Here is a 13,034-nt window from a genome sequence, read left to right on the forward strand (position 1 = left end):
TCGCGAGGAAGCACGGCTATGCCTCAGGAATCACCAGTTCCCATATCGGCTCCAGCCAACGATCCTCAGACGCCGGGCTCACAGAGCCGAACCATCGCCCGTAGCATCGTTCCTGGCCTGCAGCTGGCAGCGTACGGATAGTTGGTGACGCGGTAACGGATCTTGTATTTGACGGATAGGAACTCCAAGCGGTGTGTCGACACGCCAGTCACCGTAGCCTGGGGCCCGATTCACCGCTACCCCCATCCTCACCGGCCACGCGGGAGCGCCCGGGCAGCCATCGGGCTCTTCGGTGAGCACAACTCCCCCGATTTCCCCCTCTCCGAACGGCACCGCTGGATCGCTTCACCACGACCTGCAGCCAGCACCCTTACCAAGGCGCTGGCTGTTGTTGTTTCATCGAGCACGATCGCCCGCGCGCCGCTCTTCCGCAGCTTTCTACTTCCCGAAGTCCAGCCGCCCCTGCCGTAACGGCATCGGTATTCGGACCTCGGGCTCTGCCGGTGGGGAACGGCTCGGCCCTGGCGACGACGGGTCTCTCCCACCCAGCGAATCGGATGACCTCCTCGCCGCCGCTCTCACGCCCTCCAGCACCTTCCGCGCTGTCTCCAGATCTGTGATCACGGAGATCATGTGCCTGCGCCCGCGGCAGCGCGGGCGCTTGAGAACATCTTCCGAAAAGGAGTTGTAGTCATACTGCTGCCGATGTCCTGCTTCTCACGATTGATGCCTTCAGTGCGTTCTTCGCCTCGCTTCGAGCTTCGGTCAGGCGCTCGACATCGCCTGCATCGTACATCCAAGTCCCCTTGTCATCCGCGACGATCCCGGTGAGCTGACCGCTCCGGTGAAGGTCCTGCGCGGTGCTGACCGAGACGCCCAGTCGCGCAGCCGCCTGGGCGCGCGACAGCATGCCTTGATCGACAAGTCGAACCCGATACGGCTTCAGTCCATAGGCCTGGATGAGATGTTGGACGCTCTCACTCGTGAATTCATCACCGGCCCCGGTGCGTACTCCGCGTGCTCTCAGCTCCGCGACGACTCCCAGTCGCGTATGGCTTCCCAGGAGCTCGTCGACAAGACGGACGACCTCGGCGGGCGTCCGCCGAAGTTCGAACGCACACAGGGGCACGGGGAGCCGGAAAGACCGCTCCGCGCCGCCCTTCAGTCGCACCTGAACGAGGATGTCTTCGCCCCGAACCAGCGTGACGTCGTCCACCAAGAGCCGCACCAGACGCTTCTTCGTCTGATGCGCCGTGGAGGGATCGGCCCAGAGTGCCGCAAAGCCATCGGGAAGTCCCAGCAGCTCAGCGCGCTGCTCCGTCTCGATCCTGCGAGGGCTCTTCGATGCCCCCTGCTTGCGATCCTCCTGCGCGACCCGAAGCGCACGGAGCTTCTCGTTCCAGTCCGCTTCCAGTGAGTCGGCTACGAGCCGATTCGACGGGTCAACCTGGAGGTAGCGTGACCGCGACAGGTTCGCCTCATACTCCGCGCGCTGCACTCGCAGCTTGAGCTGACGGTCGTCGTCGCCTGCCCGCTCTCGGACCTGCTCTTGCACAGCAAGGCACAGCTCGATCGCCTCGGGAGTGAGCTCTCCCAGAAGAAGCTGACCCATCGCTTCATCGATCGCCTTCCCGTGCATGCGCTGACAGACCTCGGACGCTCCTTGGCTGTGCGCGGAACGACACTCGTAGATCGGCACCTTCCCTTCCTTCCTGCCGTCGTAGTGAACCCACATTCTTTGCCCGCACTTGCCACAGAGGAGGATGCCCTGCAGCAGAGCCGGCCCCTCCCGCGGCGTCAGCGTGCGACGGTCCACGCCGTAGGCGAGGCCGTTCTTTCGAATCGTCTCCTGGTTCCGCAGGTACTCGTCCCAGGTGATGTAGCCCGGGTGCGAGCCCGGCAGAGTCACGAGCCACTCCGACCGCGGAAGGACCACTCGCCTCTTCGTTCCAGTCGGCCCTGGCCGTTCGCCGTACCGACCATAGACGTACGCGCCCGAGTAGATCGGGTTGTGCAAGATCTGGAGCGTGCGAATCGCGGTCAGCGGATTCCAGACGAGCTCCACCAGCCCTCCACGTCGATTCAATCGTGCGGGGAAGTCGAGGCGCGCTCTCTGGAACTCCTTCGCGGTGGCAGCTGCGGACCCGAGTCGAGCGAACGTGTCGAACAGATGCTGGACGCGTTCGCGGATCTCTCCATCCGGATCGAAGACCACTTTGCTCGACCCATCGCGCACGTAGCCAATGGGCAGCTTCTGGCAGAGTTCCCCCCGTTTCGCCTTGTTCAAGATCCCGCCGCGGAGTCGCGCCCTGAGCACGTGCAGTTCCGCTTCACTCATGGTCCCTTTCAGCCCGAGCAGAAGACGATCGTTGAAGCAGGACGGGTCGTACACGCCATCCTCGTCCAGGATGAGCGTGCTCGAAAGCGCGCAGATCTCCAGCAGTCGATGCCAGTCGCTGGAGTTTCGGGCGAGACGGGACACTTCGAGCCCGAGCACGATCCCGGCGTGACCTAGCCCGACTTCCTTGACAAGCTCCTGGAACCCTTGACGATCGGCCGTTCCAGCGGCCGACTGCCCGAGATCGCAGTCGATGGTGATGACCTGCTCTTGACGCCAGCCGTGCGCGACCGCTCTGTCCGCGAGATTGTATTGTCGCTGGGTGCTCTCGCCATTCTCGACCACCTGGCGGAGCGTGGACTGACGGACGTAGAGGTAGGCGTTGCGGCTGAGATGGTGAGCGGTGACGCGTGTGGATGCGTTCGTCATGACGGGACCCTCCGAATCTGTGAATCGATGACCAGAGTTGCCAACAAGTTCAGCAACTCCACTTGCTCATATCGCGCGCCGACGAGGCGCGGGCGCGGCGCTTCTGCGCGCGCAGTCTCCGGGCTCGCCACCGAAGCAGCGGCCGCGAGTTCCGGGCGCATGAAAGCGATCCAGGCCGCCGATCCGCGAACCTGCAGAATGCGCCGAGAGCGCAGGACCGTCATGCGGCTGACTTCGATCGCTCGCACCGACGAGTCCTCGCCGCCCGGCATATTCGCCGGTTCCGAAGCCTCCATCAGGACGGAACGACGAATCTCCTCGTACGCATGCGCGAGGCCCACCTCGATCTCACTTCCCTCCGCCTTCGGGCCGTCAGGACCGCCCGTCGAGTACAGAACGGGGATCAGCGGGGCTTTTTTCGCAAGCCCTCGTGGGCCACGGCTCGCTCGATCGTTCGTACGTGAAGCCGCAGGCCAAGCCGCGCCTGCACCTCGTCGGCCAGTTTCGCACCGGTGAGGTGCTTGTCCTCCGCCAGCAACTCGCGCAGGAGCGCAAGGACGGGAGCCGTCACCTTGCGAGCACCTTTCGGGCCGCGCTTCTTGGGCAGCAGCCCGGCCATGCCCGCACGCTCGAACTCGGCCAGGGTTGAGTAGAACGCGGGTCGCGAAAGCCCGAAGTCCGCGGCCGCCTTGACAACGCTGTCCCCGTCGACGTGGACCCGCCTGAGCATCTCGTACTTCACTTGAAGCATGTCGCGCGGGTCGAAGAAGTCGAGCTGTGCAAAGAGCCGGTCGCTCACCGCCTCCGGGTGAGGATTGAGGATGGACCAGCGGCCCAGGTCGCCAGCTTTGGGATCGTCGGGGGGTGGGGTTGGCATGGTGGTCTGGGCACTTGAACTGGAGGACTGACTTAAGTTCTATGCCGCGCCTGGTGGCGACTTCAAGGACGCCCTCCGCTGAAAATGAGCACTTTCGTGGAATTAAAACCACAATCGTCTCGCTGCCATTCTGGCGCGAGCCATCTGCAAGCGGCATATTTTGCCTTACAGTTGCGGCAGGGTTTGACTTACACATCTTCCGCCTCCTTGCCGACCCTCGAGCCTCCAGGCTCTGGCGCGGCCTGCCGCTGAGCAGCCACGAGCGCGACTGCATGGAGCAGCTCCTCGACGCGGAACGGCGCCCGCCCCACGCTCGCCCGGGCGAACGGATCCACCTCGGCGAGGCTGGTCCAGGCCACTACAAGGCTGAAAACGACCCCGGCGCCGTCACAGCAGTCGACCCGGCTTTCGCCAGCGGTTCGCCGAACGGCGATGACCCGCAGCTCCTCACCGGAGCGCGGGTGGAAGGGATGAGTGACCGTCAATCGCTCCGTTGAATCGGGGACATCGACAGTAGTTGGTTGCGTGATCCAACACCCGCTTCAGAAGATCTGCCCAGCGGATGTACCTCTGGTCCTTCGACGGCTCCCCCGCACTCTTCGAGCCGTCTTCATCGGCGACGTCCACATCCTTCGGCTCCTTCCGAACCACGGGACGCGGCACCACCAGATCACGCAATGATGAGGCCGGGGCCAGCACTCCCTGATACGTCAGCTGATGCTCGCGCGGATGCGGCGCGAGCGCCGCCAGTCGAGCCATGAACTGGTACGGCGTCATGACGAAGCCTTTGGTCCCATCACGCCAGGCCTTGCGCAGCAGCCACGAGACCATCCCATCGGGACGGACATCGAAGCGTTCCAGACTGATGGCGGGCCTCGTCACATAGCGGCAGAGCTTCTCCAGCTGCGCCCGCTGCCCCTTCCGGATCAGCGTCGCCGCATGCAACGAGAACCCGTCAGCGTTCACCACCAGTGGAGGCGGCACGTACTGACTCCCCCAACCCGACGACTGGAACGCAAGGCCGAGATCAGGGTCGATGAGGCGCTTCAGCGGGCGGCCTGCGGCCTCTCCCAACGGAATCAGCGACTTCACCGAGGCCGCTTTCAGGCCTGGGAAGAAGGAACCCTCACGCGCATCCCCGAAGTCGAGCAGCGGTGACTCATCCGCGCCCCCGTCCGCGTACTCCCAAGGGGGTTCGTCCCCTTTGCGTAGGGCCAGACCGAGTGAGCGCCATCGCAACTTCGCTGCATTGTTGAAAGCGAAATATCATCTTCATGCCGATCGGTTTCAAACATAGGCGCCACCGGAGAGAGCAGGAGAACTCTACGGCCAGTACCTCTGAGGAATTTCACGAGCTCATAAGTATTGACGAATACGCCTCCGTACCCTTGATCGACAACAATCAAATCATAGTCGTTTCCACTCGGTCCATCGACTAGGCCTAGCAAATTATCGCGGTCACTGTAGAGACCTTCTATTCGTGAATAGAACTCGCCAGCAGGCTTACTGGTGAGTGTTTCATAATCCCTGGCCAGCTGCAGTGCCGGCAAAGCGCTAAGTTGTACTCTCGCCAGGATCATCCTCTCAACTTCCGAATTGACTTGAGCTGGCTCCGCAACGTCGTGGTAGAGAGTTTCATCTCGTAGCGAAAAGCTACGTCGAGGTACAACCCACCTGCCGCCGTCCTGGTCACGATTCATGCCGATCTTTGGCATTGCATTGCACCCTACTTCGGATTCGGCAGTGATATCTGCTTGAGCGATGACCCGTCAAAACAAACCGTGGCACATAGTGTATCCGCGCTAAAAACATTGAATGTAATCGGGTCCGGACTCAGCAATAAAGTAAGTGTGCCAGTGAAGTCGAGCGAACCGTATATTCTTACTCCATCAGAGCGAGTCGGTCGAAGAGAGAGCAATGGATCGCTTACAGCGACTGCGGGGGATATCGTAATAGACCCAAGAAATGCGTTTTCTGTCTGAAAATCGTACAGGACATTCGAGTCGTCAATGGGGCGCCCATCCGCCATAGATATCACGCGCCCAAATGCGTCGACCAGCGAAAGCTGAGGAAATGCCCCCAGCTGTACGGCGCGAGGTGCGGGCAAAGGTAATAAAATCGTCGATCGACCCTCTTTTAACTCCCATGAGTCAAAGTATAGATCACCGTCGTCGTCTGCAGCGGGCAACCGAATGTTGAAATCTTTAATGGCTTGCCAGTTCCCATACACGCCTGCGACGGGATGCCCTTCCGGCACCTTAATGGCTAGGCCAAACGTCTCCGCGCTATTTACGGACACAGTGACGCTCTGTAGATCATCAAGCACGACTACTTCTTCTCCATAGCGTCCTTCGCTGCCTCTAGCTGAAATTTCCCTTAGACAGTATTGCGGATGAAAAAGGTAGATGGGTGCATTGGTCGGTTGTTCGACCGATAGTCTTCCATCTTCACCTGTAGTCCCGCGGAGTGCGCCAGAGTGCCAGGCCTTCACGCCCGAGATCGGTGATCTATATTTATCAATGCATCGAAGCTCTCGACACACCCCAGCCAGGATATCAATAGAGATAGACTGATCCTCGGTAGACAGAACACGCGCGATCTCAGCGACCGTAACGCCCGACCGAGTTTCCACCTGAATCTCAACGGACTCGGTTAACTGTGGTACCCCGATTACCACCTCGGGGTCATATGCGGCAAGCGCGTGAGCGCTCCGACTCTCATGCCCCCACTCAGGACGGAGACAGCGCACATAAAGCACGAGCGAATCATCTGCCGGAATTAATGAGAGTCCCCAGTCAAGCTGCAGCGCTAACTCTCGCGGGGGGAAGAGCTGGAGGTCCACAGTCGATGGAAGTGGCGCGTTGATCGAGATCGTTCGACTGATAGTTCCCAAGTAGGATACTAGCCACCCCTTAGACGCCGCGACAATAACCGAACGAGCGTTCAGGGGAAGATGTATTTCCCTCGGGAGTGTAGGGTCCATCGAGCCCTCGAGCCGGAAGGCAAGTTCTAATTTGCCTTCTGAAAGGATGGAGCAGGTAAAGGAAAGCTCTCCGTTGGCATAGCTTGGATTTGACATCCACCCGCGCGCTAGCGTCGAGAGCTCCATTCGATGAGTATTAAATCTAAGCTCTGTGAACGGATCGCTATCAGTTTCAGCTCCGCATCTCGCTGCATGTTCCTTTCTACTCAGTGTGCCGATAATGTTAGGGCCGCGAAGTTGGAGATTCTGCCATGAGGCGGGCAATCTCGTCTTGAGGTCTCGCGTTAGCTCTAACGGCTCTAAGGCGCCATCGGCAGTTACATTCAACAGCGTGAGAGGTCCAAAGGCAAGCGGGGCATTTGGAGTAGAGACGGAATAAACCGTCGCCGCTGAGGCGCTCTCTTCTTCCCGTATGAGCGTTCTAGCTCCAGTGCTATAGCCATGCGCTTCCACTTCATTTGGAGCAGAAAGAATAGAGTCGGAAGCTAAACCTTGTGCGCTTTGTGCAACTGCCGAGCTAGTCGGTGGGTTAACCACATTAACTGGAATCCTCTGCAGAGGTACATTTCCGAGGAGAACTACAAGCGCAGCCCCAGCAAGTACCAATGCGATGGCGACCGTTGATCTTACGTTGATCTTTGCCAAGGCTTAGGCCGAATGTTTATGCAAGATTGCAGTTGCGACCCCTACCTCGAAGCTGGTCTACCGATGGCGCCAACTTGTTTACATAGACGAGAGGTGTTTCACCCCCTTCGCCGTCTGGCGTGGTCACGGTAGCAGTAACGTGCGGCGTATAGGTAAGAGTTGCAGACGGATGACTCCAAGTCCAGCGGTGATCAGTGGCTGTGTGATCAGCAGTTAGTGTACGTGGTCGAGTCGTGAAGTATGTTGTATTTGGATTACCTCTTATTCCCCCCGCATTGCCCGTCACGGTCTTTGGATGGAAGTGAATGCCTGTTCGTGAAACGTGGCTCGTACCTACCCCTGACTTGCTTCGAGATTTAAAAATCTTGGTGGCCGTTGGGGTAGTCGGCGTCCAAACGGTTTTCGTGCCTGGCGCGGCGACAACAACTCGCACTGCAGCGATACTGGACAAGCTAGTTTTCCCTACGCCGAATGCTGTGGTGAGCGCGGCGAGCGAAGATACCAAGCACTTCACGGCGCTCCGTCGTGAGATAGACTTGCGCTGCAGCAGGTCAGAGAAGTGGTCCTTTGAATCCATGGAGTTCGTTTTGTAGGGTGGACGCCAGCCAAAATGTCAGAACGAGATGTACGAGGCTGGCCTGGACGGATAGGAACTCCAAGCGGTGTGTCGACACGCCAGTCACCGTATCCTGGAGCCCGATTCACCGCTACCCCCATCCTCACCGGCCACGCGGGAGCGCCCGGGCAGCCATCGGGCTCTTCGCTGAGCCGAACTCGCCCGATTTCGCCCCCTCCAACGAGCACCACCGGTTCACTTCACCACGACCTGCAGCCAGCACCCTTACCAAGGCGCTGGCTGTTGTTGTTTCATCGAGCACGATCGCCCGCGCGCCGCTCTTCCGCAGCTTTCTACTTCCCGAAGTCCAGCCGCCCCTGCCGTGGCGGCATCGGTATTCGGACCTCGGGCTCTGCCGGTGGGGAACGGCTCGGCCCTGGCGACGACGGGTCTCTCCCACCCAGCGAATCGGATGACCTCCTCGCCGCCGCTCTCACGCCCTCCAGCACCTTCCGCGCTGTCTCCAGATCTGTGATCACGGAGATCATGTGCCTGCGCCCGCGGCAGCGCGGGCGCTTGAGAACATCTTCCGAAAACACCCGCTTCAGAAGATCTGCCCAGCGGATGTACCTCTGGCCCTTCGACGGCTCCCCCGCACTCTTCGCGGCGTCTTCATCGGCGACGTCCACCTCCTTCGGCTCCTTCCGAACCACCGGACGCGGCACCACCAGATCACGCAATGATGAGGCCGGGGCCAGCACTCCCTGATACGTCAGCTGATGCTCGCGCGGATGCGGCGCGAGCGCCGCCAGTCGAGCCATGAACTGGTACGGCGTCATGACGAAGCCTTTGGTCCCATCACGCCAGGCCTTGCGCAGCAGCCACGAGACCATCCCATCGGGACGGACATCGAAGCGTTCCAGACTGATGGCGGGCCTCGTCACATAGCGGCAGAGCTTCTCCAGCTGCGCCCGCTGGCCCTTCCGGATCAGCGCACGCAACGAGAACCCGTCAGCGCTCACCACCAGTGGAGGCGGCACGTACTGACTCCCCCAACCCGACGACTGGAACGCAAGGCCGAGATCAGGGTCGATGAGGCGCTTCAGCGGGCGGCCTGCGGCCTCTCCCAACGGAATCAGCGACTTCACCGATGCCGCTTTCAGGCCTGGGAAGAACGAACCTTCACGCGCATCCCCGAAGTCGAGCAGCGATGACTCATCCGCGCCCCCGTCCGCGTACTCCCAAGGGGGTTCGTCCCCTTTGCGTAGGGCCAGACCGAGTGCGATTGGGTCGAGGGAGAAGCGCTTCAGCACGCGACGGATGCGCGCGATCGCGTCGCCGTGCACACGCTCGACCTCCGCCGACGTGAGAGGATCTGCGGGCAGAAAGACGGGAGACTCGAAAGCGCTGCGCGTGACGTACACACCGTCCAGGTAGAGGGAGTGGAAGTGAACATTTAATCCCAACGAAGATTCAAAACGCTGCGTCGAATTCACGGCGCCAACGTCGAGCCGGACCGGGGAGGAAGGAACGGAAGCTGCGGCTTCCTCTGGCTCGCCCTCTGGGTCGCCTTGCACTTGTTGCAGCTGACGATCCAGCGTCACTTGTCCGCGGCGTTTGTAGGAGGCAGAGACCGCGCGAATGTGTGCCCGCGTGACCTCTCGGCAGAGCTCCGCGTTCATCGCCATCGCCAGGCGTAGCGGCCTGGGGACCGTGAGTACCCACTGGCGCACATCGACATCGGGGAAGACCCTGTCGACGAGGTGCGCGGCCGTCTGCGCCATCTGGCGCCCGCCGCAGGAGAAACAGAACGTTCGACCCTTGCAGGAGAAAGGCACGATCGTGTCCGTTGCGCAGGAGGGGCAACGGAGACGGCTGAAGCCGAACGCTGGATCGCCGCATTCGAGTAGAGCCTCGAATTCCTGGATGACGTACTTCGGCAGGGAACGACCGCCGTGCTCGTCCTCGAACTTCGCGAGGAAACCGGGAAGGTGGGCCCGGACGAAATTCTGGAGCGGAGAGCGGCCCCCCGTGCCCCTGAAGATGTCCGGTGGATCGTCCATTCCAGAGGAACGGACCGAGCCAGTTCGAAGCGGGTTGCGCGCGTCGCTCTATGGAAGACACTTCCTCGGAGAGGACCATCGACGAAATGACGACGAAATGGCGACCGAATGGCGACGTCGATGGCTTCCGAGCAGGACGCCATGTGGTCGCGGGGTCCAGAGATCGAGGCCCGGACCGGGATCGACTCATGAGTCGATAGGGCTACCTGGCGATCGAGATCGTCTTCGGGACCGTGAATTGACGGTGACCGTCCGGGCCGCCCAGGTGACCGTAGCCGGACTGGCGGGCGCCGACCCACGGGGTGCCTGGAGCTCCACCGAGGTAGCGGTTGACGCCGACCTGTCCTGCGCGGAGGCGAGCCGCCACGCGCGCTCCGCGGGCGGGGTCGCCTGTCCATACGTTGGCGCCGAGGCCGTAGACGGTGTCGTTCGCCAGGCGAACCGCCTCGTCTTCTTCCCCGCTGAAGCGAGTGATCGCGACCACAGGTCCGAAGGTTTCCGCGTGGGTGATCGCGTGGCTCTGCTGGACCCCGGTGAGTACGGTCGCCGGGTAGAACCAGCCCCGGCCCTCTGGTGTGACGCCACCGAGTCGTACGATCGCTCCTTCCTCGCGCGCACGATCGACCTGGGCGGCGACGACGGCGCGCTGGCGCTCGCTCACGAGCGGTCCCATCTTCACGCCATCCTCTCGCCCGTCGCCGTGCGTCCACTCGCGTGCGTACTCCAAGACCTTCGCCTCGAAGGCGTCGGCGATCGCCTCGGCGACGTAGACCCGTTCGACGGAGCAGCAGACCTGGCCGGTGTTGCGCAGGGAGTTCTCGGCAGCGCTCTTCGCCGCTGCGTTCAGATCGGCGTCGGCGAAGACGACCATCGGGTCCTTTCCGCCGAGCTCCAGCACGAGGCGCTTCAGCGATCCTGCGGCGGCCTTCATGATCGCCTGGCCCGTCGCGCGGCTGCCGACGAAGCCGATCATGTCGACGTCGGCCTCCACGAGCGCAGCCCCCGTTTCGCCGTCGCCTTGCACCAGCTCGAGCACGCCGTCCGGGAGCTCGGCCTGGAGGAGTTCCGCGAGCCGACGTCCCACGAGCGGCGTGTGCTCGCTCGGCTTGAAGACCACGCTGTTCCCGGCGACGAGCGCCGGCACGAGGATCGAAAGCGGCATCCCCACCGGGAAGTTCCACGGAGTGATGGCGGCGACGACGCCGAGCGGCTCGTACACCGTCGTCACGTGCTGGCCCTTCGTGTCGTACTCGATGGGTCGCAGGGCGGCCACGACCTGTTCGGCATCGCCTTCGACTCCGCTCGCGTAGCCGCGCACCTCGCCGACGGCGCTCTTGAGCGTCTTGCCCATCTCGGCGGTGAGGGTCTGCCCGAGGGCGCCTGCATCCTTGCCGAGCGCAGCGCCGAATCGCTCCAGCGCGGCCGCTCGTTCCTCGATCGGAACGGCGGCCCAGCTCGGCTGGGCCGCGCGCGCACGCGCGACGGCGGCCCGCACCTCGTCCTCCCCCGCGCAGGGGACGGAGTCGATGAGTTCGCCGGTCGCCGGATCGAGGTCCTGGATGAGTCGAGGCGCGCTGCTGGAGTTCATCCCACCAGCTTACCCGCGCTCCCGAGGTCCTCCTCGCCTTTACAGGTCGATGGTGTGTCCGCTGGGAACCGAGGGCGGAACGATCCCGGAGAGATCCAGCGCGTCGGTGGCGCTCAGGGATTCCAGGAACGCCGTGACGTCGGTGACGCTGAACTGAAGCGGGTTCGCCAGCGAGGGAGCCAGGTTGGCGAGCACCTCGGTCTGGTTCGCCACCTGCGTGGCGATCAGATCCGGGTTCGTCACGTGGTCCATGATGTTGTAATCATCGAGCGCGGTCGCGACGTTCCGGTAGTGTGCGACGATCGAACTCAGCGTCGAGTACTGGCCTGCGTGGCCGTAGGGACCCGTCAGCGCCACGTTGAGAAGCGACGGAGTCCGGAACTTGTAGCGGTCCTGGGCGAGGCCCGTCACGTTCTCCCTGCCGAAGTCGTCGTTCGAGCCAAGGCCGTTGCCCTTGCCCGGACCGAGCTGCGGCAGGCCGATGTTGTGGAAGTTGAAGTCCGAGAAGAACGGACCGCTGTGGCACACCGTGCACCGACTGGCGGGGCTGAAGAACTCCAGCGCGCCGCGGATCTCGGTCGCCGTCAGCGCGAGATCATCCCCCTCCAGGAAGGCCTGGAACGGGCTGTCCGTGCACTGGAGCTCGGACGCCTCGAAGGCCGCGAGGGCGTTGCCGACGTGGCCGATGTGGATGTCACCCACCAGAAGACCCGGATAGGCGTCCTGGAACATGCCCACGTAGGCTGGGAAGGAAACGAGTCGAGCGACGATGGCGTCCCAGATCTCCGTGAAGTTGCCGTCCACGATATCGCCGAGCTCACTTTCTCCGATCTCACCGCGCATCTCGGCGCGCGAGGTCGGAGGCAGGATGGCCTGGGCCGCGAGCGTCTCCAGGCCGGGCGTGAACACGCCCGTGATCGTCGCGTCCATCGCGACGCCGGCCGGCGTCATCAGCTCGGGGGGGCCACCGCCGGGAGGCGGGCGGAACTCGACCCGGCCGTCCCAGAACATGGCCTGCCCGTGAAACGAGTTCAGGTTGACGGGACTGTGGCGCGGCACCATGGCGCCCGCCAGACGATCCGGCCCGAGACCGCTTCCGCCGACGCCGGACGGGAGGGTTCGCGCGTCGCTGCCCGCTCGACTGGCGAGGTGGCAGGTGGCGCATGAGACGTCCCGGTTGCCGGAGATTTCCTTGTCGAAGTACAGGGCGCGTCCCAGCTCCACCAGATCGGCGGAGAGGCTTGGAGCATCGGGCACGGGCTGGATGCTCTGCGCGGTGATGACGCCGCGTAGCTGGCTGACGAGTTGCTCGAGGTCCTCACCGCCTGGACCCTGGTCGTCCCCGCCGCCGGAGCTACAGCTCCCGAGGAAGGAAGCCAGTACGAGAATGCCGGTCGTCGCGTAGCGGGGCGACTCACTTTGGATGGAGAGATTCATGATGGCTTCGAGAGCCTCCCGGGGCCCTCGATTTCATTCTGTCGACCTCGAATCCGTGGCAACAAGAGCCATTCCGACATGCGACCGGATGTACGCACAGGTCTGGCTGAACCAGGGC

At 62.5% G+C, this 13,034-nt stretch carries 9 protein-coding genes; all 9 read right to left on the reverse strand.

What is annotated here, in order from left to right; all coding sequences use genetic code 11:
- Positions 1-438 precede the first annotated feature (438 nt).
- Positions 439-624 (reverse strand): hypothetical protein, encoded by a 186-nt coding sequence (locus Poly30_RS17335; protein WP_145199919.1) that lies wholly within the window; start codon positions 622-624, stop codon positions 439-441.
- A gap of 67 nt (positions 625-691) precedes the next feature.
- On the reverse strand, positions 692-2,767 hold the full coding sequence (locus Poly30_RS17340; RefSeq protein WP_145194155.1) for a recombinase family protein: 2,076 nt from the start codon (positions 2,765-2,767) through the stop codon (positions 692-694).
- Between the two features lie 403 nt (positions 2,768-3,170).
- Positions 3,171-3,644: a helix-turn-helix domain-containing protein gene (locus Poly30_RS17345; protein WP_145194154.1), complete on the reverse strand. Its 474-nt coding sequence runs from the start codon at positions 3,642-3,644 to the stop codon at positions 3,171-3,173.
- 188 nt (positions 3,645-3,832) lie between these two features.
- Complete coding sequence (locus Poly30_RS17350) at positions 3,833-4,129, reverse strand: DUF5372 family protein (RefSeq protein ID WP_145194153.1); 297 nt, start codon at positions 4,127-4,129, stop codon at positions 3,833-3,835.
- A complete protein-coding gene (locus Poly30_RS17355) occupies positions 4,092-4,883 on the reverse strand; it encodes a transposase (protein ID WP_145199922.1) in 792 nt (263 codons plus the stop codon). The genes Poly30_RS17350 and Poly30_RS17355 overlap by 38 nt, the downstream gene beginning before the upstream one ends.
- A 487-nt stretch (positions 4,884-5,370) precedes the next feature.
- Complete coding sequence (locus Poly30_RS17360; RefSeq protein ID WP_145199925.1) at positions 5,371-6,135, reverse strand: hypothetical protein; 765 nt, start codon at positions 6,133-6,135, stop codon at positions 5,371-5,373.
- A gap of 2,046 nt (positions 6,136-8,181) precedes the next feature.
- A complete protein-coding gene (locus Poly30_RS17365; RefSeq protein WP_145199928.1) occupies positions 8,182-9,891 on the reverse strand; it encodes a transposase zinc-binding domain-containing protein in 1,710 nt (569 codons plus the stop codon).
- Between the two features lie 202 nt (positions 9,892-10,093).
- Positions 10,094-11,479, reverse strand: a complete 1,386-nt coding sequence (locus Poly30_RS17370) for an aldehyde dehydrogenase family protein (protein ID WP_145199931.1) — start codon at positions 11,477-11,479, stop codon at positions 10,094-10,096.
- A 39-nt stretch (positions 11,480-11,518) separates the two neighbouring features.
- Entirely contained in the window at positions 11,519-12,916 is a 1,398-nt protein-coding gene (locus Poly30_RS17375; protein WP_145199934.1) for a cytochrome-c peroxidase, read from the reverse strand.
- Positions 12,917-13,034 lie beyond the last annotated feature (118 nt).

Origin of the sequence: Saltatorellus ferox (genome assembly GCA_007751475.1) — a bacterium.
In the GTDB taxonomy this organism is placed as follows: Bacteria; Planctomycetota; UBA1135; order UBA1135.

Bases quoted from the DNA above. Each gene is read 5' to 3' on its own strand.
- Poly30_RS17340 (WP_145194155.1), bottom strand. From the start codon at position 2,767: ATGACGAACGCATCCACACGCGTCACCGCTCACCATCTCAGCCGCAAC.
- Poly30_RS17345 (WP_145194154.1), bottom strand. From the start codon at position 3,644: ATGCCAACCCCACCCCCCGACGATCCCAAAGCTGGCGACCTGGGCCGC.
- Poly30_RS17365 (WP_145199928.1), bottom strand. From the start codon at position 9,891: ATGGACGATCCACCGGACATCTTCAGGGGCACGGGGGGCCGCTCTCCG.
- Poly30_RS17370 (WP_145199931.1), bottom strand. From the start codon at position 11,479: ATGAACTCCAGCAGCGCGCCTCGACTCATCCAGGACCTCGATCCGGCG.
- Poly30_RS17375 (WP_145199934.1), bottom strand. From the start codon at position 12,916: ATGAATCTCTCCATCCAAAGTGAGTCGCCCCGCTACGCGACGACCGGC.